Source organism: Bartonella sp. AP4SXKL, from assembly GCF_042195845.1.
GTDB lineage: Bacteria > Pseudomonadota > Alphaproteobacteria > Rhizobiales > Rhizobiaceae > Bartonella.
The window spans coordinates 81,073-104,935 of sequence record NZ_JBHIPA010000005.1 but is presented as its reverse complement, the minus strand read 5'-3'; the positions used below and the strand labels follow the sequence as shown (position 1 = coordinate 104,935).

19 protein-coding genes and 1 other RNA gene are annotated in these 23,863 nt (G+C 38.2%); 12 read left to right on the top strand and 8 right to left on the bottom strand.

Annotation, left to right across the window (positions count from 1 at the left end; all coding sequences use genetic code 11):
* Positions 1–81: 81 nt before the first annotated feature.
* The 5 genes from ACFIMI_RS04100 to ACFIMI_RS04080 form a co-directional block, all read right to left on the bottom strand.
* Positions 82–1,605, bottom strand: coding sequence for a Do family serine endopeptidase (locus tag ACFIMI_RS04100; RefSeq protein WP_375629936.1), 1,524 nt, complete (start codon positions 1,603–1,605; stop codon positions 82–84).
* Between the two features lie 151 nt (positions 1,606–1,756).
* Entirely contained in the window at positions 1,757–2,695 is a 939-nt protein-coding gene (gene hflC / locus ACFIMI_RS04095; RefSeq protein WP_375638326.1) for a protease modulator HflC, read from the bottom strand.
* A 2-nt stretch (positions 2,696–2,697) separates the two neighbouring features.
* Positions 2,698–3,825 (bottom strand): FtsH protease activity modulator HflK, encoded by a 1,128-nt coding sequence (hflK, locus tag ACFIMI_RS04090; RefSeq protein WP_375613382.1) that lies wholly within the window; start codon positions 3,823–3,825, stop codon positions 2,698–2,700.
* Between the two features lie 119 nt (positions 3,826–3,944).
* Positions 3,945–4,454: a dihydrofolate reductase gene (locus ACFIMI_RS04085; RefSeq protein WP_375628859.1), complete on the bottom strand. Its 510-nt coding sequence runs from the start codon at positions 4,452–4,454 to the stop codon at positions 3,945–3,947.
* Positions 4,451–5,245, bottom strand: a complete 795-nt coding sequence (locus ACFIMI_RS04080; RefSeq protein ID WP_273722957.1) for a thymidylate synthase — start codon at positions 5,243–5,245, stop codon at positions 4,451–4,453. The genes ACFIMI_RS04085 and ACFIMI_RS04080 overlap by 4 nt, the downstream gene beginning before the upstream one ends.
* Before the next feature lie 213 nt (positions 5,246–5,458).
* Here ACFIMI_RS04080 and ACFIMI_RS04075 point away from each other — a divergent pair, with 213 nt between their 5' ends.
* From ACFIMI_RS04075 to ACFIMI_RS04065, 3 genes are all read left to right on the top strand, one after another.
* A complete protein-coding gene (locus tag ACFIMI_RS04075; RefSeq protein WP_375612016.1) occupies positions 5,459–6,766 on the top strand; it encodes an MFS family transporter in 1,308 nt (435 codons plus the stop codon).
* A 956-nt stretch (positions 6,767–7,722) separates the two neighbouring features.
* Positions 7,723–9,033, top strand: coding sequence for an MFS family transporter (locus ACFIMI_RS04070; protein WP_375612015.1), 1,311 nt, complete (start codon positions 7,723–7,725; stop codon positions 9,031–9,033).
* 654 nt (positions 9,034–9,687) lie between these two features.
* Positions 9,688–10,995, top strand: a complete 1,308-nt coding sequence (locus ACFIMI_RS04065) for an MFS transporter (protein ID WP_375612014.1) — start codon at positions 9,688–9,690, stop codon at positions 10,993–10,995.
* Between the two features lie 68 nt (positions 10,996–11,063).
* Here ACFIMI_RS04065 and ACFIMI_RS04060 read toward each other — a convergent pair whose 3' ends face one another.
* Positions 11,064–11,369 (bottom strand): DUF2853 family protein, encoded by a 306-nt coding sequence (locus tag ACFIMI_RS04060; RefSeq protein WP_375692269.1) that lies wholly within the window; start codon positions 11,367–11,369, stop codon positions 11,064–11,066.
* A 98-nt stretch (positions 11,370–11,467) separates the two neighbouring features.
* Here ACFIMI_RS04060 and ssrA point away from each other — a divergent pair.
* From ssrA to ACFIMI_RS04035, 5 genes are all read left to right on the top strand, one after another.
* Positions 11,468–11,824, top strand: a transfer-messenger RNA (tmRNA) gene (ssrA, locus tag ACFIMI_RS04055).
* A gap of 179 nt (positions 11,825–12,003) precedes the next feature.
* Positions 12,004–12,555, top strand: a complete 552-nt coding sequence (locus ACFIMI_RS04050) for an SspB family protein (RefSeq protein ID WP_375612012.1) — start codon at positions 12,004–12,006, stop codon at positions 12,553–12,555.
* A gap of 8 nt (positions 12,556–12,563) precedes the next feature.
* Entirely contained in the window at positions 12,564–12,746 is a 183-nt protein-coding gene (locus ACFIMI_RS04045; protein ID WP_375612011.1) for a DUF4169 family protein, read from the top strand.
* A 10-nt stretch (positions 12,747–12,756) separates the two neighbouring features.
* A complete protein-coding gene (locus ACFIMI_RS04040; protein ID WP_273788067.1) occupies positions 12,757–13,008 on the top strand; it encodes a ribbon-helix-helix domain-containing protein in 252 nt (83 codons plus the stop codon).
* A gap of 120 nt (positions 13,009–13,128) precedes the next feature.
* Positions 13,129–15,468, top strand: coding sequence for an ATP-dependent helicase (locus ACFIMI_RS04035; RefSeq protein WP_375692268.1), 2,340 nt, complete (start codon positions 13,129–13,131; stop codon positions 15,466–15,468).
* A 56-nt stretch (positions 15,469–15,524) separates the two neighbouring features.
* Here ACFIMI_RS04035 and ACFIMI_RS04030 read toward each other — a convergent pair whose 3' ends face one another.
* On the bottom strand, positions 15,525–16,154 hold the full coding sequence (locus ACFIMI_RS04030) for a DapH/DapD/GlmU-related protein (protein ID WP_375612008.1): 630 nt from the start codon (positions 16,152–16,154) through the stop codon (positions 15,525–15,527).
* 136 nt (positions 16,155–16,290) lie between these two features.
* Between ACFIMI_RS04030 and ACFIMI_RS04025 the strand changes: the two genes are divergently transcribed.
* The 4 genes from ACFIMI_RS04025 to ACFIMI_RS04010 all read left to right on the top strand — a co-directional run bounded on the left by ACFIMI_RS04025 (position 16,291) and on the right by ACFIMI_RS04010 (position 20,938).
* Positions 16,291–16,872, top strand: a complete 582-nt coding sequence (locus ACFIMI_RS04025) for an SCO family protein (RefSeq protein ID WP_375628847.1) — start codon at positions 16,291–16,293, stop codon at positions 16,870–16,872.
* Positions 16,873–16,900: 28 nt separating this feature from the next.
* On the top strand, positions 16,901–17,770 hold the full coding sequence (locus tag ACFIMI_RS04020) for a 50S ribosomal protein L11 methyltransferase (RefSeq protein WP_375692267.1): 870 nt from the start codon (positions 16,901–16,903) through the stop codon (positions 17,768–17,770).
* A gap of 27 nt (positions 17,771–17,797) precedes the next feature.
* Positions 17,798–19,624 carry an aminopeptidase P family protein gene (locus ACFIMI_RS04015; protein ID WP_375632339.1) on the top strand — a complete coding sequence of 609 codons (1,827 nt, stop codon included), beginning with the start codon at positions 17,798–17,800 and terminating at the stop codon, positions 19,622–19,624.
* A gap of 909 nt (positions 19,625–20,533) precedes the next feature.
* The gene (locus tag ACFIMI_RS04010; RefSeq protein ID WP_375638329.1) at positions 20,534–20,938 is read left to right on the top strand and encodes a hypothetical protein; all 405 of its coding nucleotides are present in this window, start codon (positions 20,534–20,536) and stop codon (positions 20,936–20,938) included.
* A 712-nt stretch (positions 20,939–21,650) separates the two neighbouring features.
* Here ACFIMI_RS04010 and ligA read toward each other — a convergent pair.
* A complete protein-coding gene (gene ligA, locus ACFIMI_RS04005) occupies positions 21,651–23,810 on the bottom strand; it encodes an NAD-dependent DNA ligase LigA (protein WP_375638330.1) in 2,160 nt (719 codons plus the stop codon).
* Positions 23,811–23,863: the final 53 nt, after the last annotated feature.

The following is a 23,863-nucleotide window of genomic DNA, read 5'->3' as shown; positions in this document are numbered from 1 at the left end:
AATATTGGACATCACATGGCTGACTTGCAAAATATCCCACACACTAAGGCTGATAAAAAACAAAAAATAATTTTTTAAGGATCAATCCATTAGGAGCGTTACGAACCGTAACTCTCCATCTGGACGCGCTACAATAAATAGAGCATTTTTGCGTCCAGCTTCACGTAATTTATGAATACGTTTTTTAGCCTCATCAATTGTTGTGATAGAACTCTGATTGATATCAACAATCACTTCACCAACGCGAATACGCTTTTTATCCGCTGCACTATTTTGTGCAACAGATGTCACCACTAGTCCTCGAAGTTTATCTGAAATTGAATAACGATGACGCAAATCCTCTGTCAGTTCAGATAACGTCATTCCCATAAATTGCATTGTCGCGTTTTTCGACAGATCTTGATTTTTTTTATCATCAACTTCTTCTGTATCTTCATTTGGATCTGTTTCAATCAAACGTCCAAGCTTAACTTTTACTGTTGCTTCTTGCCCATTGCGTAAAATAGTAACGTCCACCACTTTTCCTTCTGAACTTTCTGCAACTAAACGCGGCAAATCACGTGCATGCTTAATTTTGGAATTACCAAAGGAAAGAATAACATCTCCAGTTTGTAACTGGCTATTATCTACATTATTTTCTTCCGTCTGTTCTATTTTACCAGCCACCAATGCTCCCACAGCATTGTCCAATTTTAAACTTTTTGCAATATCCTCTGTTACCGGCTGAATACGAATAGCCAACCAACCACGCCTTATTTCTCCAAAATCACGCAATTGATTAATAACAGAAAGAGCCATATCCGATGGAATAGCAAATCCAATACCGATAGATCCTCCCGAAGGTGAAACAATTGCTGTATTAATGCCAATGACTTCACCATTTCTATCAAATAACGGCCCACCAGAATTTCCCCGATTAATTGCTGCATCTGTTTGAATAAAATTATCATAGGGACCAGCATTAAGATCACGGTTACGTGCAGAAATAATACCAACCGTCACACTTCCACCAAAACCATAAGGATTACCAATAGCCATAACCCAGTCACCAATACGTGCTTTTTCTGAGTCACCAAAACGCACAGCTTTTAATTTTTTACTTCCTGCATCGACTTGAAGCAACGCCAAATCAGTTTTGCTATCCTTTCCAAGAAGCTTTGCCTTTAGTTTTGTACCATCCGTAAAATTAACTTCAATATCATCAGCATCTACAATAACATGATAATTTGTAACAATAATCCCTTTTTGCGCATCAATCACAAAACCAGAGCCTAAAGAACGCACCTTTTGAAATTGACTATCTTTTTGACCATCCTTGGGTGTAAAAAAATCACTGAAATATTCCTCCAGCAATGAATCTTTTGGGATAACGGGTACCGAGGTGTTTGCATCCTGTTCTGTTCCTTCAACAGTCTGCGCCGTGGAAATATTCACAACTGTTTCCAAAAGCTCAGAAGCTAAATCAGGAATAGAAAGCAATGCCTTGCTTGTCTCGGCTCCCCAAGACAAACTCACTGATCCTGATAGAAACAAAGTCACACAAAAAACAACTCTTGTGATAAAAAACTTTAAAAACGTATTTTTACTCACGATACTTCTATCCATGACATGCCTTTAATCAAAGATGCAAAGAGCCCCACTAAATTTATCTACGTAAAACCAGCACGGCTCGATACTCTCTACCACTTTTACCATAAAAGAAAATGGTCACAGATCATTCTTTTCATGCAAAATCTCGTATCTGCAATCCATTATTTTATCTATTCTCTCCCGATTTTGGATCAGTTTTACTGAGGCCAGTATTCATTGTCGGTAAGAATGCTTTATTTGCCTGCGGCGGATTACGAAAATAGAAAAAGAAATCCTCATTTGGAGAAATTACCATCGGTGTTTTCTCTAAATTCTTGTATTGTTCCATCGCCAACCAAAAATCGTAAAAAGACGGATTAGCCTCCCTCGCATTCAATAAAAGACGAATACTTTCAGCTTGACCTTCACCACGGGTAATTTCAGCATCACGCTTTGCAGCTGCTACAATTTCTTCATATTCACGATTAGCTTCTGCCACAATACGATCTCGCTCCTGCTGACCACGAGCCCGGATATTTTCCGCAGCAGCTTCACGTTCAGCTGCCATTTGCCGATAGACATCTTCTGAAACAGCATCAGTCAAATCGGTTTTACGAATACGCACATCAACAATGGTAATACCCAACGAGCCTGCATCTACAGAAAATTGCTTCTGTACTTCAGCCATCATCGCGCCTCGTTCATCCGATAAGGCTGCTTTAAATTCTCGCTTACCATAAACAGCACGCAAAGCGTCAATAAACCGTGGTGCAAGGTTTTCACGTGCCGCAATTTGTGGACGCCCAGAAGCAATGCGCTGTAAAAACAACTTAGGATCTGTAATACGGTAAATAAAGAACGCATCCACCTCATAATACGCACCACCACGAACCTGTACAGATTGTGTAGGAACATCGTAACGCAATAACCGATTATCAACAATGATCATCTTATCGATAAAGGGCACCTTGAAATAGATTCCAGGATTAGATTCTACCTGAACAATTTGTCCAAAACGCTTAATTGCTACTTGTTGACGAGGATAGACGATAAATACGGACATCCACAAAATCATCAAAACAAACACTATAGCACTAAAAACAAACAAAAAGCGAGATTGCTGCATAATTAATCTCCTCCAGAAATACGAGAATCTAAGAGTAACGCAGGACGCGCTGCTGTTGCCTTTACTTTTTCCGATGACTTGCTACGCAACAATTCATTCAAAGGTAAATAAGGCACCGCTGGAGAATTTGCCTGATCAAGAACCAGCTTATTTGGTGAAGAAAGAATCCGCCCCATCGTCTCCATATAGAGACGGTAGCGAGCAGCTTCTGGTGAAATCGCAGCCTCTCGAGCTATCGCCTGAAAACGTTCAGCACGCCCTGTTGCCTCTTCAACCATTTGTGCCTTTTCACCTTTTGCGATTTCCCGTGTGCGTGAAGCTTCACCATTTGCTAAACCAATTTTCGTAAAACGCACACGATTCCCCTCTTCAATCATTCTTCCACGTTCCTGCTCCGCCTGCTGAACAGAATTAAACGCAGCAGCAACCTTTGTCGGAGGAGCAGCTTCACTGATAGAAACACGGCTTATTTCGACACCAAGTTGATATTTATCCACAGTCAACTGGATAATCTTTCTAACGTCATTAGCAACTTCTTCTTTCTTGTCACGTAAAACATCATCAACCGGCCGCGAACCAATGACCTCACGCATTGCACTCTCAGCAACTTGGCGGACAGTTCCCTCTTGATCATTCACATTGAATAAAAACTGACTAGGGTATGAAATCCGATAATAAACGGAAAAATTAACATTAACGATATTTTGATCACTCGAAAGCATTAAACCATCACTTTGTTGCGCCTGACCGGGCTTCCCACCAATCGCGATTGTTTTTTCCGTTAAAGGTACTTTCATATAGGTCTCAATTGGCCAAAAATGAAAATGCAACCCATCACCAATAATGCCTTCTTTAGGGATGCCAAAGCGCAACTCTACCGCTTGTTCATTTTGCTGAACAATATAAATTGACTGGTATAGCCAAAAAAACACAATAAGCAGAAGGAATAAAACAGAAAAACTGCTTCTCCCGAATTGTTTAAACTGATCCTGCCCTTTGCGCAAAATTTCATTAAGATTAGGACCATTTTCGCCACCAGAACCAAAGAGATTCTTAGCTGGTGTCTTTTTGTCACCACTGTTTTTATCGCCACTCCACGGGCCACCACCATTTTGATTTGTCCAGGGCATTATCACCTCTTTAACTGATTACCACTACTCGAACACCAACCATTTGCTTGATCTTATAGGGTGTCTCTTACCTCATTACAATACAACTGATAAACCCTTTCACTTCATATTACAAAAAATTATTTCCGCTCATAAACAACAAAACGTGTCGGATGACTATCTTTATCCCCTTTTGGAATATCTTGTGTTTGCACAATAGTCCACTTTTCTTTATCAAAAACAGGAAAAAAACTATCACCTTCTATAGAAGCTAAAACTTCTGTAAGGAATATTTTATCAGCCATATGCAACCCTTGTTGAAAAATTTCACCCCCACCAATAATAAAAATTTCCTCTACATCATTTTGAGAAGCAACATTTGTTGCAAGAGAACAAGCTTGCGATAAAGAGTGAGCAACATCAGCCCCTTCAGCACAAAAGGTACAATCACGCGTAATGACGATATTTGTACGCCCTGGTAAAGGTCTCCCAATAGAATCCCAAGTTTTTCTTCCCATAATAATGGGCTTACGCAACGTCAAAGCTTTAAAGCGTTGCAAATCCGTCGATAAATGCCACGGCATGGCACCTTCACGACCGATAACACCATTTTCTGCAACAGCAGCAATTAAACAAATGGAAATCGTCATATTGCTACCGGCGCTTTAATATGGGGTTGTGCTTCATAATTAAGCAACTCAAAATCCTCAAATTGAAAAGAAAAAAGATCTGTTACCGCTGGGTTTATGCGCATACATGGCAAAGCATTTGGTATACGAGACAATTGATATTTTGCCTGTTCAAAATGATTAGAATAAAGATGAGCATCTCCCAGAGTATGAATAAAATCGCCTACTTTAAGACCGCTTACTTGCGCAATCATCATCGTTAGCAATGCGTAGGATGCAATATTGAATGGAACACCTAAGAAAATATCCGCCGAACGCTGATAAAGTTGACAAGATAATTTCCCCTCCGCAATGTAAAATTGAAAAAGACAATGACACGGAGGCAACGCCATTTCCTCTATTAATGCAGGATTCCAAGCTGATACAATCAAGCGACGAGAATCTGGCGTCTCCTTAATCATCGTTAAAAGATTGTTAATTTGATCAATATGGCGTCCATCAGGAGCGGGCCAAGAACGCCACTGATAACCATAAACAGGACCAAGATTTCCCTTTTCATCAGCCCACTCGTCCCAAATTGACACACCATGCTCTTTCAACCAAGCGATATTTGTATCGCCTTTAAGAAACCACAAAAGTTCATAAATAATTGAACGTAAGTGTAGTTTCTTTGTTGTCAACAACGGAAATCCTGCTTGTAAATCAAAACGCATCTGATACCCAAAGATAGATCGCGTTCCAACACCCGTTCGATCTGTCCGATCAATACCCTGATTTAAAACATGAGATAAAAGAGCAAGATATGATTTCATGAGGGTATTATGTCCGATTCTTCTTATTATAGAAAATAAAAACTGTAAAATCCGTACAAACATAATTCAAATCTTTTTCCAAAAACATCTTACACAAGAAATTATCATGATCTAACTAAATTTTTGATGCAAAAGATAAAATACTATAGACAGCTTCTAAAAAAATGACATAAATGAACAAAGATGGATGAACATCAAATAAAGGGATCGACTATGGAAAAACAAGAAGCTTTAAAACCACATGATACAAGAAAACGTATCTGGGCTATCGTGTCCAGTGCATCAGGTAATCTAGTAGAATGGTATGACTTTTATGTTTATTCCTTTACATCTATTTATTTTGCATCACAATTCTTTCCCTCAGATGGCAATGACGTTACGCAACTTTTAAAAGCGGCGGGTGTTTTTGCTATTGGTTTTCTTATGCGCCCAATCGGCGGATGGCTTTTTGGCTTCATTGCCGATCGTTACGGACGCAAACGCTCAATGCTTATCTCTGTTTTTATGATGTGTGGTGGTTCGTTCTTAATCGCCCTACTTCCTACCTATGAAACCATTGGAATGGCAGCAGGAATTCTTTTACTTTTACTCAGAATGCTTCAGGGGCTTTCTGTCGGTGGTGAATATGGTACAACAGCAACTTATATGAGCGAAATCGCCCTCAAAAATCGCCGCGGATTTTTTAGCTCTTTCCAATATACCACACTGATTGGTGGTCAACTTCTAGCCAGTCTCGTTATATTCATTTTAGCGCTTTATCTCACCGAAGATCAGCTAAAAGCGTGGGGCTGGCGTATTCCATTTGCCATTGGTGGATGCGGCGCAATTGTTGCGATTTATCTACGCCGCACACTCCATGAGACAACGACCAAAGAAAGTCGTTCTAGTGCACAAGCTGGTAGTATTAGGGGACTTCTGAGCAACCACCGAAAAGCTTTCTTTCTGGTTATTGGCTTTACAGCTGGAGGATCGCTCACATTCTACACCTATACGACTTACATGCAGAAATATCTGATCACAACCACTGGCTTTGATAAACATACAGCCACAACAATCATGACAGCTGCACTCTTTGTTTTCATGTTACTCCAACCCCTCTTTGGTGCTCTTGCAGATAAAATTGGAACAAGAACTTCACTCCTTATTTGGAGTGTCTTATCTATTATCTTTACCATTCCTGGACTTAATATGATTGGTAGTACTGATAGTACATGGATTGCTTTATCAGTCATTACTGGAATGCTCTGCATTATGAGCTTTTATACATCTATCTCTGGCATTGTAAAATCAGAAATGTTTCCTGCTTCAGTACGAGCAATAGGAGTTGGGCTCTCTTATGCTATTGCCAACGCACTGTTTGGCGGTTCTGCTGAATATGTCGCACTTGGATTAAAAGATCTTGGATATGAATCTGTCTTCTATTTTTATATAACCGGCATGATGATTATTGCATTCATTGCTGTTCTCTTAATGCCAGATGCTCGCAAAAAAGGGTATTTACAAGGAGACGATATTCATTAACCTTTAATGTTAACAAACAAGGATTTTAACAAAAAAGCCCAGAGTACTGGGCTTTTTTTTATATTCTTTCCGATAGAAGTTTAAAGCTCACAATTTTTTATCCCTTCAAACACTCTAAAGAAGCAATGTTCCCTCCTGCACACGCCGCTTATAAAAATAAATGGCTTCATATTATTATGTAATAAATACTTCTTTAGCTGAATTTAATTCACTGAAGATAAAAAACGTTTGATTTATTTTAATATTCCCATGCCCACTCAAAATCGAAGAAAAGTGATTATCTTTCAAGATAATTTTATCAATAATAAAGATTACACTCATGATTTTGTTTAATACGTTCTTAATAGTACCCCCTCATGCAAAACAAATCCTTTCATGAAAAATAGAAAATACCATTATATTATGAATTCGCACACTTTTTTGAGAAACATTTCTCAATGCACCCAACTCCATTTCACAACGGCACCCGTGAATGACATAACGTAAAAGCCCCGTAAAGTATAAACATGGGCATCACTCTCTTTACACTTAATAAAAGTGCAAGCCGCTATCATTATACTATTGAGGAACTCTTAATATTGTACTCCCCCTTAACACTTAAGATCATTCCTAAAAATTATTTTAACTGATACACCAACCTCGCATGAAATAGTCAATAACATCATTTTACGAAACAACATCAAGCATATAAACTAAAGAGTATCATATCTTCATAAACACTCTGCATATGCAAATAATTCACAATCAAACAAAAAATAATATTTCCTTAAGGATAGTAAAAAGCGTATGATTTACGCAATGTAACAACACCATGAGCCCAAAACACCACTGATAGCTCTAGAAAAAATCTTTATGTTTCCCTAAAAAATTATCATGATACAATGGCGTTTTTATAATGCACATCGTAAATAGCTTTAAAAAGAAGAAAAGTTATAAATCTAAAAGGGGAATACTTCATGAATAATCAAACAACTTTAGATCCACATGATACAAGGAAACGTATTTTTGCTATCATATCCAGCGCATCAGGAAATCTGGTAGAATGGTACGACTTTTATGCTTACTCCTTTGCATCGGTTTATTTTGCATCACAATTTTTTCCTGAAGATGAAGATATTGTTACACAACTGTTAAAAACGGCAGGAATCTTTTTTATTGGCTTTCTTATGCGTCCAATTGGAGCATGGCTCTTTGGATACATTGCGGATCGTTATGGACGTAAACGCTCAATGCTTATTTCTGTTTTTATGATGTGTGGTGGCTCTTTTCTCATTGCCATACTTCCCACTTATAAAACCTTGGGAATAACAGCAGCATTTCTTCTCCTTTTAGTCCGTATGTTTCAAGGGCTTTCCGTTGGCGGTGAATATGGTACAGCAGCAACGTATATGAGTGAAGTTGCGCCCAAAAATCGTCGTGGTCTCTTTGCTTCTTTTCAATATGCAACAACGATCTCAGGTCAACTTCTGGCAAGTTTTATAATATTTATTTTAGCCATTTACCTTAACGAGGATCAGTTAAAAGCATGGGGATGGCGTATTCCCTTTGTCATTGGTGGCTTTGGAGCAATCGTTGCAATTTATCTGCGTAGCTTGCTTCATGAAACAACAACCCTCAAAAGCCGCTCTGAACAACACGCTGGTAGTCTTAAAGAACTTTTTCGTAATCATAAAAAAGCTTTCTTTTTGGTTGTTGGCTTTACAGCTGGTGGATCTCTCACATTTTATACATACACCACTTATATGCAAAAATATCTGATCACAACCACTGGTTTTGATAAACAAACCGCAACAACGATAATGACTGCCGCCCTCTTTGTTTTTGTGCTACTCCAACCCCTTTTTGGTTCCCTAGCCGATAAAATTGGAGCAAGAGCTTCACTCATTAGTTGGGGGGCATTATCCATTATCTGCACCATTCCTGTACTTAAAATGATCGGTAATGCCCATAATCCATGGACAGCACTCTTAATCATTATTGGAATACTCTGTGTTATGAGTTTTTATACGTCCATTGCTGGTATCATAAAAGCAGAATTGTTCCCTGCTTCAATCCGAGCAATTGGTGTTGGATTTGCTTTTGCCATTGGCAACGCACTCTTTGGCGGTTCTGCTGAATATGTAGCGCTTGGATTAAAAAATATGGGATACGAATCTGTTTTCTTTTTTTACATCGTTGGTATGATGGTCATTGCACTCATCTCTATTCTTCTTATGCCCGATATAGATAAAGGAGGATATCTCGATAAAGACGATAGACTTCATTAAACTTATTTTCTGGATAAAAAAAGCCCAAGAAATTGGGCTTTTTTTGATCTCCTCTCCACCCTAGTAAAGAACGAAAAGCCCGCCCCGCATTCATCTTACAAACAACTCAGTTTCTTTTAAATTGTCTATAGTTACTGCCCTCTTTAATGTAATTTACTTGATAAGATTCTATGGGCAGCCCTACCCTAAATATTTATCACGATATCTAAAAAACACCTCATACGGAAAACCTTATCTGAGGCTTACCTCACCCTCCTAAATGATGATGTGTTATGATACAATAAGATAATTAAGGACACAAAATCCCCTTTTACATTACTTAAGCTTTTTGAAATATTTTCAGTTTTGGGGCTTTCTGCTCATAAAGACCATCTCTTCTATAATCCTCCGGTATGATGCCAATATTGCATTCTTCTCATCAAGTTTAAAGGTATCTTGATCTACTTTTCAATGTTCTCTCCCTTTAAATGCAATGTGATAACTTTTTATTCTACAACACAAGTAAAAATCTTAAAACGAATGACAACATAACTCTAATAAATCATCTTAAAGAGTTTCCCTAAGAAATTATTATAATACCATTGAATTTTTCTGGAAATCATAAACAATTATGTTTAGAAAATATGAACTATAAATCCAAAAGGGGAACAATTCATGAAAAATGAAACAACTTCAGCATCACAGGATGCAAGAAAACGTGTTTTTGCTATTATAGCAAGCGCATCAGGAAATCTCGTAGAATGGTATGATTTTTACGTTTACTCATTTGCATCAATTTATTTTGCATCACAATTCTTTCCCTCCGATGGTGATACGATTACGCCACTGTTAAAAACCGCAGGTGTGTTTTTTATTGGCTTTCTTATGCGCCCTATTGGAGCTTGGTTTTTAGGGTTTGTCGCCGATCGTTATGGACGTAAACGCTCGATGCTTATATCCATTTTTATGATGTGTGGTGGCTCTTTTTTCATCGCCATACTTCCCACCTATGAAACCTTAGGAGTAACATCAGCAATCCTTTTACTTTTAGCTCGGATGATGCAAGGACTTTCAGCAGGTGGTGAATATGGTACAGCAGCCACTTATATGAGCGAAGTTGCTCTCAAAAAACATCGTGGGCTTTTTGCTTCTTTCCAATCTGCCACCCTTATTACAGGTCAACTTCTTGCCAGCTTCATTATATTTATTCTAGCATCTTATCTCTCTGAAGATCAGTTAAAAGCATGGGGATGGCGCATTCCTTTTGTGATTGGTGGTTTCGGGGCAGTGATTGCGATTTATCTGCGTCGTTCTCTCCACGAAACAACCACGAAAGAAAGCCGCTCTCACAAACACTCTGGCAGTCTTAAGGAACTTCTCACCAAGCATACAAAAGCCGTTGTCGTAATTGCATGCTTTGCATCAGGAGGATCACTCACATTTTACACCTTTACGACTTATATGCAAAAATATCTGATCACAACCACCGGCTTTGATAAACATACCGCAACAACGATTATGACAGCTGTACTATTTATTTTCATCCTATTCCAACCCATAGCTGGTATCATAGCCGATAAAATTGGAACAAAAACTTTACTTATCATTTGGAGTATACTCTCTGTCATCTTTACATTTCCTGGACTCTGGATAATCGGTAATACGCATAGTATATGGGTTGCCTTTTCCGTCATTATTGGCTTGCTCTTCATTATGAGCATGTATACATCCATCTCTGGTGTCGTCAAATCAGCAATGTTTCCCTCTTCAATACGCGCATTAGGCGTTAGCATCTCTCATGCCATTGGCAACGCCTTATTTGGTGGTTCTGCTGAATACGTTGCGCTTGGATTAAAAAAGTACGGTCATGAATCACTCTTTTATTTTTATATAACCGTCGTGATGATCATGGCATTCATTGCTCTTCTCTTTGTCCCGAGTATGCGTAAAGGAGGCTACCTCCAAGAGGATGAAAAACATTAACCCTTTTTATCAACGAAAAAGCCCAAGAAATTGGGCTTTTTTTATCATTATCACAAATTTAATATTGTTTAAATTTTATGAAGTGCATTAAGTTGCTTAGCAACTAGATAATAAAAAGTCAGTCGACTTTTTCTACGCTCTCCAGACATCATCTCAGCCACTTTTGAAACAGCCGTTTTAGCACTCTTCTCATCGGCTTCTAAAACATCTTGAACCCATTTTTCAACACGTTCTAACTCTTTTGGATCCGATGTAGCAACAAGCGCTGCATCCTGCTTTTTCATCACTAAAGCTAAACGACGGCTAAGTCGTTCTACTGCTGCTTCATCGGGATTTGAATCATATAGTTTAATATCTGCTAAATTATTTGTCATTTTGCATCATCTCCTCTCCAAAAATGAGCGGACTATACTTTACAGCCGCATCATATAGCTCCATAAATAATTAGAGGATTAAAAATATTAACAACCCCCCCCTTTTCCTAAGACTGTTCTTCATCTATATTTAGAGGGCTGGTTTACCAGCTATGGTAATAAATGGACGGTGAAATAAACCTATTGGACCCGGGGGCGGTACCCGGCGCCTCCACCAAAATATAAGAAACCAAAATTATATTTTGGTGGGGGCGAAATAGGATCGACAAGGGTGTAAAGATCGCTCTTTTACTCGGCATTGTACCACCGTTATCGGGCTAAATGAGTAGTTGCAAATGACAACTATGCGGAAGCACGTCTCGCCGCTTAAGGTGGTGTGAATGTTTCAATTTAAGTCTTAAACCGTCGCAGGTTTAAGCGGGGTTCGGAGGCACCTGGCAACAGAAGCCTTCACTTTTTTAAATGTTGTTGATTGATCTTTCAGACATTATCAGACATTATTTACCATAGAGTTTCGTATTTATTCGATTTATTGAGGTGCATCGTAGAAAAAATCTGCTAATTTAAAATATATTCTGTCACACAATATCAATACGCCCCATTCTGCTACGTGAAATAAAAGGAATAAACTTCGATGGTTAAAGATCAAATCCGTTACGATATTCTCGTTCAGGATGCGCTTCGTGGAGTTATCCGTAAAGTTTTATCGGAAGTTGCCAAAGCAGGTCTTCCGGGAAATCATCATTTTTTTATAACTTTTTTGACAAATGCCCCAGGCGTTAAAATTTCTCCTCGGCTAAAAAATCGCTATCCCGAGCAAATGACAATCGTCTTACAACATCAATTTAGAGATCTCAGTGTTTCAGAAACAGCTTTCGAAGTAACCCTCTCTTTCAGGGAAATAACCGAAAAGCTCGTGATTCCTTTTACTTCCATTCAGGTCTTTTATGATCCTGTAGCAGCATTTGAAGCAGCATTTGATCTGCCCTCAAATCTGACCTCTGGAGAAAGTGAAAATTCAGAAAATACCTCAACTACGCCTATTACCTTATCAAACAAACAAAAAAAAGAAAATACGCTTACAAAAGAACAAAATCTCAGTACAAATAAAGAACCTTCAAATAACGATGCAAAACAAAATCAAAGTGCTGATGTTGTCTCTTTAGATTCCTTTCGGAAAAAATAATTTTTCTCATGACTGAATTGATTAATCTTCGCCAATTTCGAAAACAAAAAAAACGTACAGAAAAATCTCTTTGTGCTGAGCAAAATCGTTATCGTTTTGGACGAACAAAAACTGAAAAAAATTTTGAGCAGCAAAAATCTTTAAAAATGCAAAAATTTCTTGATCAAAATCGTTTGCGAAACGACGAATAAAGGTGGAAAAATGCACGAAAATAATTCTATCGATTGGTCAAAAGTCATTCCACGAAAGATATCTGTTCGCGTTGATGGACACGCAACAAGCGTCTCTTTAGAACCACCATTTTTAGATATTCTAAAAGATATAGCCCGCAAAAAAGGACAATCTTTAGCCTTTATTATTACCGATATTGATAGCAAAAGACCACAACAAGTAAATCTTTCGGCTTCGTTACGCGTTTATGCCCTTCAAAGCGTTCTCACCCAACGCCTTTAATGTTTGTGCTTATTTTTTACGTTCTCTTTCTGTCTGTTCAACTGAAACTGTTGTGACTTTTTAAGAGAAGTTTTTTTTAATCTAGAACTTCAATAAAAAAAAGACTACAAAAGAGAGATAATGAGTAATTTTTCTGATCATACCATACCTTTCTTTGAAGAAGATTCCCCTCCAGACCATGATAAGAAGAGCTCTGGTTTTTTCTCCCATACTCTAAAAGAACAAAAATCATATAACACAGACTATTTAGAACAACTCAATCCAGAACAGCAACAAGCTGTTATGAATACTGAGGGACCTCTTTTAGTTCTTGCAGGTGCTGGTACAGGAAAAACGCGCGTTTTAACAACCCGTATTTCTCACATTTTACGCTCTGGACTTGCTTCTCCTCAGCAAATACTTGCTGTCACTTTCACCAACAAAGCAGCACGTGAAATGAAAATACGTATTGGTGAACTTATTGGAGAAGTTGTTGAAGGTATGCCTTGGCTTGGAACCTTTCATTCCACTGGAGCTAAAATTTTACGCCGTCACGCAGAGCTTGTTGATTTAAAAAGAAACTTTACAATTCTTGATAGCGATGATGTTCTTCGACTTTTAAAACAACTTATTCAAGCTGAAGGATTAGACGATAAGCGTTGGCCCGCACGAAACCTTGCCATGATGATTGATTCTTGGAAAAATCAAGGACTTTCACCAACACATATCTCAAAAAGTGATGCTCATTCCTTTGGTAACGGCATGGGACGTGAACTTTATCACAGTTATCAAAATCGATTAAAAGATCTTAATGCTTGTGATTTTGGTGACCTTCTACTTCATTCTATCTCTATCTTCCAACATAATCCAGATATTCTTCGCGAATATCATTCTCAATTTCGTTATATTCTTGTCGATGAATATCAAGATACAAATACAGCACAATATCTTTGGCTTCGGCTTTTGGCCCAACATCCTCAAGGTCAACATGTTAATCTTTGTTGTGTTGGCGATGATGATCAATCCATTTATGGATGGCGTGGTGCAAAAGTCGAAAACATATTACGTTTTGAAAAAGATTTTCCTTCTGCTAAAATTATTCGTCTAGAACGCAATTATCGCTCAACATCTCATATTCTTAAAACCGCCTCCCATCTCATTGCTCATAATGAAGAAAGACTGGGAAAAGTCCTTTTTTCTGCTCAAATAAAGAGTGAGGAAGAAAAGGTAAAAATTCATTCAGCATGGGATTCGGCAGAAGAAGCACGAGCAATCGGAGAAGAAATCGAACGCGCACAACAAACCGGTCATGCATTAAATCATATGGCTATATTGGTACGCGCATCATTTCAAATGCGTGAATTTGAAGATCGCTTTGTAACACTTGGCCTTAATTATCGCGTCATTGGTGGTCCTCGTTTTTATGAGCGAATGGAAATACGTGATGCCATGGCTTATTTACGCGTTGTTGTCCAACCTACTGATGATTTAGCTTTTGAGCGTGTTATTAATACACCCAAACGCGGCATAGGAGATGCAACCCTGCGCATTCTTTATGAGAGTGCACGTGCACGTGCTGTTCCTCTCTTTTCTGCTGCCGCAGACATCATTGAAACAGATGAATTAAAGCCTAAGGCACGCAGTGCGTTACGAAGCCTCATTGAAAACTTCCGCCGCTGGCAAAATATGCTTCAAGACACTCCTCATAGAGAACTTGCCGAGATCGTCCTTGATGATTCTGGTTATACAACCATGTGGTTAGAAGATCGCTCACCAGAGGCTCCTACAAGACTAGAAAATCTTAAAGAAATGATTCGTTCCATGGAACAATTTGAAAATCTTCAAAGTTTTTTGGAACATGTTGCACTCGTTATGGAAACGGAAAATAATGAAAATATGGATGCAGTCAACATCATGACACTTCATTCAGCCAAAGGACTTGAATTTGAAACAGTTTTTCTTCCAGGTTGGGAAGAAGGACTCTTTCCCCACCAGCGCTCATTAGATGAAGGTGGACGTTCAGGATTAGAAGAAGAACGGCGTCTTGCTTACGTAGGTCTAACAAGAGCAAAAAAACATTTGCATATATGGTTTGTATCGAATCGAAGAATTCATGGACTTTGGCAACCTGCTCTTCCCTCCCGTTTTCTAGATGAATTACCAGCAGAACATATAGAAGTTGTAGAAATGGAAACATCCTATGGTGGTTATGGAAAATCTTCCTTTCAACATCACGATTCCTTTTATACTGACTATGCAACAGCAAGACAAAAGCGTGCACAAAAAAACAAGAATATTGAAGGGAAAGTTATCTCTCAATCAATCTCTCATGCACCATCAGATTTTTCTGTCAATGATCGGATTTTTCACATAAAATTTGGCTATGGTTATATTACAGCAATAGACGATCATAAATTGACAATAATGTTCGAAAAAGCCGGAGAAAAGCGTGTACTAGACAATTTTGTAAACAAAGCTTAATTACAAGTAAACCACGATCAGTTTTTTCAAGAAACCACTTTGTTTTATTCTGACTATCATTTCCATTTACGAACAAAGGCTTCAATGGGCAGATTTTGCATATCAGGCAATGCGTCGTGAATTTTATCAAGTGGCCAATCCCACCAAGCCATATTTAAAAGGCATTCTATCACATGATTGGGAAAACGCATCCGCAATCGCTTAGCAGGCACCCCAACGACAATCGTATAAGGCATAACATCTTTCGTTATAACAGCGTTCGCGCCAATGATAGCGCCATGACCAATTGTCACCCCAGGCATAATAACCGCACCATGTCCAATCCACACATCATGCCCAATAATAACACGTTTTGCACAACGCCTTTCACGAAAACCACTATCTAATGCCATATAACGAAAATATTCGTTTGGACGATAGGTTATTTTATGCGTTGAAACGCGCTCCATAGGATGCTCCAACGCATTCATCCGTACATGAGATGCAATAGAACAAAAACGCCCAATATCGCTATAAATAGCCTCACTATTACGCTCTAAATAAGAAAAATCTCCAACGGTTACATCCCGTAAAATCACCCGCTCATTAATTTCCACATAGCGCCCTAATTTACAACCATGCAGCCGCGCTGTCGTATGGATACGAGGTTCACTTTCATGAAATCGAAGATCTTTCTCAATATTCATACATCTTTCACCAATGTTTTATCAATAGATATGGAAAGACATACCAATCAAGCCAATAAAATCAACCATGAAACAAACATTGCAAAACAAACCTGCCGATGTTACAATTTCTCGATCTATCTAAGAGAGTCAAACTATGAAAAATGTAATACGCATCTTGGGGCTGACAATCATATTTCTTGCAGGTGTTTTTATTTATGATACGCTGACAAATAAGCCTTTAGGTGATAACTTTACGCTCACTGATTCTAATGGAAAAAATATTACTGAGGCTGATGTTCGAAGCAAGCCTTCAATAATTTTTTTCGGCTTCACTATGTGTCCTGAAAGCTGCCCTACCACACTGATGAATCTTGATCGATGGCTTACAGCCCTTGGGCCTGAAGCTGATAAATTAGGTATATGGTTTGTGACTGTTGATCCTGAACGTGACACACCAAAAGTACTCCATGATTATCTCAGTAATTTTAACAATAAAATTGTTGGCATTAGTGGAGATCCTGATAAAGTTCATAAAATGGTCAATTCTTTCAACATCGTTGCTGAAAAAGTCCCTGAAACAGATGGAAACTATACATATAACCATACAGCAGCAATTTTTTTACTCAAAAAAGGTGGAAAATTAGCTGGCGTTATTCGTTATGACACGAAAGAAAGCGATAGCGAATTAAAAGATGAAATCGCCATTGAACGGTTAAAAAAACTCATCTTAAACTAAAAAAAAGCCGATCAAAAGAAAGAACAGCATGTCGCAACAAATTCGCCTCTATTATACTGCTTCTAAAAATGAAGCAGAACGGTTCTATACCCTTATAGAAACAGCCTTTGACGAAGAAGGTTATCCTCTTGCTCTTACAGAGATAGATGAACAAAATGCTGTATATGAGCTTTCTCTATATGTCGATCAAGACAATCAAGAGAACGCATTAAAACATTTTGCAAGCGTTCTCTCTATAGATTTTGATAAAATTAATATGGAAGTTTTACCCAACATTGATTGGGTACAAAAAAGCCTAGAAGGACTAAAACCTGTGCAAGCCGGTCCTTTTTTCCTTCATGGAAGTCACAACCGAAACGCCATTCCAGCAAATGTTCTCCCTATTGAAATTGAAGCTAATCAAGCTTTTGGCACCGGACATCATGGAACAACAGCCGGTTGTTTAGAAATGATTGCCAAAGTCATGAAACACGAAAATCCCAAAAATGCCCTTGATCTTGGTACTGGGAGCGGTGTACTAGCCATTGGCATAGCAATGCTCAAACCAATTACTGTGCTTGCATCCGATATTGACCCAATTGCTGTTCAAGTTGCACAACACAATATCGAATTCAATGGTGTCAAGGAATATGTTACAGCTATCACAGCAACAGGTTTTGCCCATGATGCAATTGCATCACGAGCCCCTTTTGATCTCATCGTTGCCAATATCCTTGCTAATCCGCTTATTGAACTTGCGCAAGAAGTGGTAAAAGCACTTCAAAAAGGGGGATCACTTATACTCTCTGGAATTCTTGAAGAACAACATGCCCATGTTTTAGAGACTTATATAAAACAAGGAATGAAGCATATCGAAACATACCACCGGCAAGGATGGGTTACGATACATCTGAAATAAAAGAAAAGAAAAGAAAAGGACGTCGTTATGTATCAGTCTTTTGAGGCGACCACAAATCCTGCTTATGCAGCAGAACGTATTTCTTGCCTTCGTAAAGAACTCGATCACCTTGGACTCGATGGTTTTCTTGTTCCGCGGTGCGATGAGCATCAAGGAGAATATGTCCCCCCTCATGCTCAACGCCTTAGCTGGTTAACCGGCTTTACTGGATCAGCTGGGATTGCACTGATTTTAAAAAACAAAGCCATCATATTTACAGATGGGCGATATAAGCTCCAAGTTCGCCAACAAACTGATCCTGATATTTTTAATTATGAAGATCTCATAACTTGTCCTCCCTCACAATGGCTTGAAAAAAATGGTCAAAAACTTTCTATTGGCTTTGATCCATGGCTCCACACGATTGCTGCCACCGATGCATTGAGAAACGCATTAGAAATGAAAGCAGGTGGAAAACTTGTAGAAGTTCAACATAATCCCATTGATTTGCTCTGGCATAATCAACCAAAGTTACCGCAATCTGCCTTATCAATTCACCCTCTCAAATATGCTGGGTGCGATACAGATGAAAAACTCGCTTTGATTTACAAAGATATACAGCAAACTCATGCAAATGCTTTTATTTTTACAGACCCCTCTTCCATTGCATGGACATTCAATATACGGGGCAATGATGTTTCCAACACGCCTTTTTCCCTTTGTTTTGCTCTCATTCCACTTAACGAAACACCAGCCTTATTCATTGACAACAAAAAACTTGGTGTAGAACAGAAACAATATCTGGAACGTTATGCAAAATTATATGAACCAGAACAGCTTATTCCCAAGATCAAAGAGTATGTTCAAAAAGGGACAGTGTTTGCCTTAGATCCACAGCTAACATGCGAAAAATTACGAACTGTTATTGAAGAAAAAAATAGCTCTTTTATCACACTTACCGATCCTGCTGCTCTACCACGTGCCATTAAAAATGACACAGAACTCAATGGCGCACGCAAAGCGCATCTACGCGATGGTGTTGCCCTAACCCGTTTTTTTTCTTGGTTAGATAAACAAATACCAGGGTCAATAAGTGAAATTTCTGCTGCTCAAAAATTAGAAGAATTTCGCATAAATACAGCAAAAGAAATGGGAGAAAAACTTGAAGATCTTTCTTTTGATACAATCTCCGCAACAGGAGAAAATGGTGCCATTATTCATTATCGTGTAACAACGCAAACAAATAAACAACTCAAAGCCGGTGAACTTTACCTCGTTGATTCAGGTGGACAATATCGTGATGGCACGACTGATGTCACACGTACAGTAGCAATTGGGAATATTGGAGAAGAAGAAAAACGCTGTTTCACTCTTGTTCTCAAGGGCATGATTACTCTTTCAACTGCTTGCTTTCCCAAAAGAACCCGTGGACAAGACCTTGATGCTCTTGCACGCATTGCATTGTGGAAAGCTGGTTTTGATTATGCCCATGGCACCGGTCATGGTGTTGGATCTTATCTTTCTGTCCATGAAGGACCGCAAAATATTTCTCGTAAAGGGTGCCAAGAACTCATCTCCGGTATGATTCTTTCAAACGAGCCAGGCTATTACCGCGAAGGCGCTTTTGGTATCCGTCTTGAAAATTTGATGATTGTGAAGCCAGCACAAAAAATTGATGGTGGAGATATAGAAATGCTCTCGTTCGAAACACTTACACATTGCCCCATTGATCGACGGTTAATCCTTCCAGAGCTTTTGACACAAGAAGAACGACAATGGCTCAATGATTACCATGCGCGCGTTTATCAGATGAATGCACCTTACTTAAATGAAGAAGATAAAAAATGGGCAAAAGAAGCAACAATGCCCCTTTAAATGAAGCAACCTATAACTTTTACCCTTTCTACAAAACACTACACCCTTCTCTTTTAAAGAGAGAAGTGCGAATTTACCATCAGCAAACACAAAAAATATTTCTACAAGATACTTCAAGTTTTTTGCTGGTACGGTAAACGCTAACCTCGGTGAAGCAAGATGAGATACACCTATACGCGGTAATACTTATCTTGGCGATCTCCATCTAGACACTCTCATATCCCTAGTTTCTTTATATGGAAACTTTCGTTATATTTTGTAACCCTCCGCATCGTATTTCTAAAACACCTATTATAACCAGCTTATTACGCTGTTTGGATTCAAAAATTCTGCATATTTATTCGAATAAATTTTACCTTTTTGTTTGCTTCACAATGATAATTTATATTATTTTAATTCTTGAATCATTTACAATAGCTGTAATTCATTATAATACATATTGCTACAATGAAATAGAATCTGCCATGAAATAAAATTAAGTATTTAGAATTAAAAGAAGGAGCATGATGATAACATCAGCGTTAAGATTTTTTATTTATTTGCATAGTTAACAATACAATATTATTTTCTAGACTATTACTTACTGTTGAAAAAACGTTATCCACAATATAGATAGTTTCCAACTGCACAGTATAAAAACAACATATATGGAGGCATGTGTTTTTACCTGAATGTGTTATTCAGCTAAAAATTAACGACAATAACAGAGGATATAAAAACTAGATAACACAAAAACAGTCACGTAAATAAAGAAGATTCAAACTCTCTACAGAGTTTTACAAATGCTCTGAAAAATACACAATAAAACGTGTGTCTTATAGCTTGTTAGTTAACAAAATCTTAAGCACAGATCTTAGTAATCTATATCCTTTCCTTATCCAGTATTTTAGAAATAAAGTGACTATCTTAATGCGTATAATTTTATTTTATTCCGTAATATTATTATTTGGATACTATATTGGGCCTTCTGTATTGAAGGAAATTACTAAATTTAAGCGAGTTCCTATTGCTTTATTTTCTGAAAATCAAGTCATTACTCAAAATCAGTACGATAAATTATACGAAGAGTACGTAAAGACACAATATCCTGATAATATATACGAAGAGCGCCTAGAAATTGCAAAAAAATATCTGGATAATAAGAGTTATGGTGTATATCATGTTCTAAGCCCTGGGATGATAGTACTAATTCCTGAAAATATAAATCTTATCCATGCGAAAGTTGTTTGGTGTGCATGCCTTGTGGACTTATTACAGGGAGAGTACAATAAAAAATTTCCAGCATTATCCCTACCTACCTACCTACATACATAAGCTACATTCTCAATATAATTGGAAAGAAAACGATTTCATTTGGGCAAAAAATTTAGTCATGAACTCGACAGATCCAATGTTTAGATACGCACGAATGGTATTTAATTCTGAAATATTCTCAATCCAAATACTAGCTCTAATAAACGAAATTTCCTATGCTGAGAAATTTGAGAGAGATGAAGGAAGTCAGGAAAAAAATTATGCTGCTAGACGCATTAGCGAATATCCGAAATTTTGTAATGAAATTGGACAAGTGTACCATCTAATAATGCCTGATAAGTATAGGTACCAGTAATCTTTTATAAATTCAACATAATAAACAACTCGCATTTATATCCCTTATTCATTTATAGCGGAATGTTTTATTATATTTTGTAATCTTCCGCGTTACATTTCTATTACGTCATTATAATCGGTTTATTACGGCATTTTGGATTAAACTCTACATATTTGTTCAAAAATTTTACCTTTCTTCACAGTAATAATTTATATCTTTTACTAATAATAACCTTGCATATTCTTCATCATAATAGTTTAAGTTTAATATTTAAGCTCAGCGTTAATCATTTTTAATAACTTAATAAATATCAAAATATATTGGCATTCTATGTTTACAAAAAATAGCCCCTTTATCTCCTTTTTGATTCCAGCTCCCCCAAATGTAAGAGAGATAACCACACAAACAGCATACGCATCTTCTAGAAAACATCCTCTAAACATTATGTTTCTCAATCAGCTGTAGCCAAGCCTCTTCATCGATAACCTCAACACCTAATTCTTCAGCTTTAGCCAATTTGGAGCCCGCTCCAGGTCCTGCAACAAGAAGATCTGTTTTTTTAGAAAGTGAACCAGATGTTTTAGCCCCTAATCGCTCTGCCAATGCTTTTGCTTCATCGCGTGACATATGCGCCAAAGTTCCTGTAAAAACAATGATCTTCTCCGCTATTGGTGAAGAATCTGCTATGATAGGCTCCTCATCAAGAGGAGTTACTTCTTCAAGCAAAACAGATAAAATCTCACGGTTATGCGCTTCTCTATAAAAATCAACAATTGCGCCCCCTACCTGTGGTCCAATTCCTTCAATATTGGTAAGTTCCATCCAAGCCTCATTTCCTTCTTCATTTTCCTTATCACATGGCATAAATGCTTCCATAGCCGCAGTTTCAAAAGCTGTATAATTTTTATAAGCACGTGCAAGGCGGCGTGCATTCACTTCGCCAACATGACGAATCCCCAATGCAAACAAAAAACGGCTCAAAGGAATTTCTCGGCGCGCATTAATAGCATCATACAGTTTCCGAACTGAAACAATACCAAAACCTTCCATATTTTCCAAACGTATCAAAGACTTTTCTTGGCGCCGTTGTAAAGTAAAAATATCGGCTGGTGTATGAATACAAAGCGCCTCATCTTGAGCATAGAAAAAAAACTCTACCTGTTTTTTACCCAAGCCTTCAATATCAAAAGCATTGCGTGAAACAAAATGACGAATACGTTCAATTGCTTGTGCAGGACAAATAAGCCCCCCTGTACAGCGACGCACGGCTTCTCCCACTTCACGAACAGCATGACTCCCACAAGCTGGACACAAATGAGGAAAAATAAAAACAGCAGCATCTTTCGGGCGTTTTTCAATGATAACATCAATAACTTGAGGGATCACATCACCAGCACGTTGTACAATCACGCTATCACCTACACGGATATCACGTCCTTCACGAATGGGCTCTCCTTTATGACCAATTCCCTTAATATAATCCTCATTATGCAAACTAGCATTGGTCACCACCACTCCACCAACAGTAATAGGCGTAAGACGTGCAACAGGTGTCAAAGCTCCCGTGCGACCAACTTGAATGTCAATATCTTCCAAAAGCGCTATCGCTTTTTCTGCTGGAAATTTATGGGCGATAGCCCAACGCGGCGAACGAGAAACAAACCCCAAGCGCTTTTGGAGCATCAAATCATTAACCTTATAAACAATGCCATCAATATCATAGCTTAAAGAATGACGGCATTCTTCGATATCGTGATAATAGCAAATAATATCTTCTACTGTCTTAAAAACTTTTGTTAATGGATTGATAACAAAGCCATACTCTTTTAGCTTTTTCATCATCTCCATTTGACTTTCTGCCAATATTTCACTCACCTCACCACAAGCATAAGCAAAAAATTGAAGTTTTCTGCTAGCAGTTATCCGTGAATCAAGCTGACGGAGAGAACCAGCCGCCGCATTTCGAGGATTGGCAAAGGTTAACTTGCCCTTCTCTTGTTGGCTGATATTTAGTGCTTGGAAATCTTCCCGCCCCATATAAACTTCACCACGCACCTCAATGATATCAGGAAAATCACCTTGCAAAACTTGTGGAATATCAGCAATTGTTCGGGCATTTGCCGTCACATTTTCACCGACAGTTCCATCCCCACGCGTTGCCGCACGCACAAGCTGCCCCTTTTCGTAGCGCAAAGACAAAGATAAACCATCAATTTTTGGCTCCGCTGTTATTTCCAACACTTGTGTTTCTGGAAGCCGTAAAAAACGACGAATACGCTCAACAAATTCAGTAACATCTTCAGAGCTAAACGCATTATCAAGTGAAAGCATAGGCTGTGCATGAACAGATTTTTCAAATTTTTCAGAAATTGGTGCTCCAATTTTATGTGAAGGAGAATCAATACGTATAAGCTCTGGAAAAAGAGCTTCAATTTCTGCATTACGACGACGTAAAGCATCATATTCTGCATCAGAAATTTCAGGCTGATCATCACGATTATAAAGCACATCATGACGTGCAATCTCTTTTGCCAACCACTCTAATTCACGTTCTGCTTCAACAGCTGTGAGATTTTTATATGCATCTTTGTTCATAAAATCTATTCCAAATTACAAGCGCTGCCACAAGGGCCCTCTCACGCCTCCTC

Coding starts and splice junctions, on each gene's coding strand:
- ACFIMI_RS04100 (WP_375629936.1), bottom strand. CDS start 1,605: ATGGATAGAAGTATCGTGAGTAAAAATACGTTTTTAAAGTTTTTTATC.
- hflC (WP_375638326.1), bottom strand. CDS start 2,695: ATGCAGCAATCTCGCTTTTTGTTTGTTTTTAGTGCTATAGTGTTTGTT.
- hflK (WP_375613382.1), bottom strand. CDS start 3,825: ATGCCCTGGACAAATCAAAATGGTGGTGGCCCGTGGAGTGGCGATAAA.
- ACFIMI_RS04085 (WP_375628859.1), bottom strand. CDS start 4,454: ATGACGATTTCCATTTGTTTAATTGCTGCTGTTGCAGAAAATGGTGTT.
- ACFIMI_RS04080 (WP_273722957.1), bottom strand. CDS start 5,245: ATGAAATCATATCTTGCTCTTTTATCTCATGTTTTAAATCAGGGTATT.
- ACFIMI_RS04075 (WP_375612016.1), top strand. CDS start 5,459: ATGGAAAAACAAGAAGCTTTAAAACCACATGATACAAGAAAACGTATC.
- ACFIMI_RS04070 (WP_375612015.1), top strand. CDS start 7,723: ATGAATAATCAAACAACTTTAGATCCACATGATACAAGGAAACGTATT.
- ACFIMI_RS04065 (WP_375612014.1), top strand. CDS start 9,688: ATGAAAAATGAAACAACTTCAGCATCACAGGATGCAAGAAAACGTGTT.
- ACFIMI_RS04060 (WP_375692269.1), bottom strand. CDS start 11,369: ATGACAAATAATTTAGCAGATATTAAACTATATGATTCAAATCCCGAT.
- ACFIMI_RS04050 (WP_375612012.1), top strand. CDS start 12,004: ATGGTTAAAGATCAAATCCGTTACGATATTCTCGTTCAGGATGCGCTT.
- ACFIMI_RS04045 (WP_375612011.1), top strand. CDS start 12,564: ATGACTGAATTGATTAATCTTCGCCAATTTCGAAAACAAAAAAAACGT.
- ACFIMI_RS04040 (WP_273788067.1), top strand. CDS start 12,757: ATGCACGAAAATAATTCTATCGATTGGTCAAAAGTCATTCCACGAAAG.
- ACFIMI_RS04035 (WP_375692268.1), top strand. CDS start 13,129: ATGAGTAATTTTTCTGATCATACCATACCTTTCTTTGAAGAAGATTCC.
- ACFIMI_RS04030 (WP_375612008.1), bottom strand. CDS start 16,154: ATGAATATTGAGAAAGATCTTCGATTTCATGAAAGTGAACCTCGTATC.
- ACFIMI_RS04025 (WP_375628847.1), top strand. CDS start 16,291: ATGAAAAATGTAATACGCATCTTGGGGCTGACAATCATATTTCTTGCA.
- ACFIMI_RS04020 (WP_375692267.1), top strand. CDS start 16,901: ATGTCGCAACAAATTCGCCTCTATTATACTGCTTCTAAAAATGAAGCA.
- ACFIMI_RS04015 (WP_375632339.1), top strand. CDS start 17,798: ATGTATCAGTCTTTTGAGGCGACCACAAATCCTGCTTATGCAGCAGAA.
- ACFIMI_RS04010 (WP_375638329.1), top strand. CDS start 20,534: ATGCGTATAATTTTATTTTATTCCGTAATATTATTATTTGGATACTAT.
- ligA (WP_375638330.1), bottom strand. CDS start 23,810: ATGAACAAAGATGCATATAAAAATCTCACAGCTGTTGAAGCAGAACGT.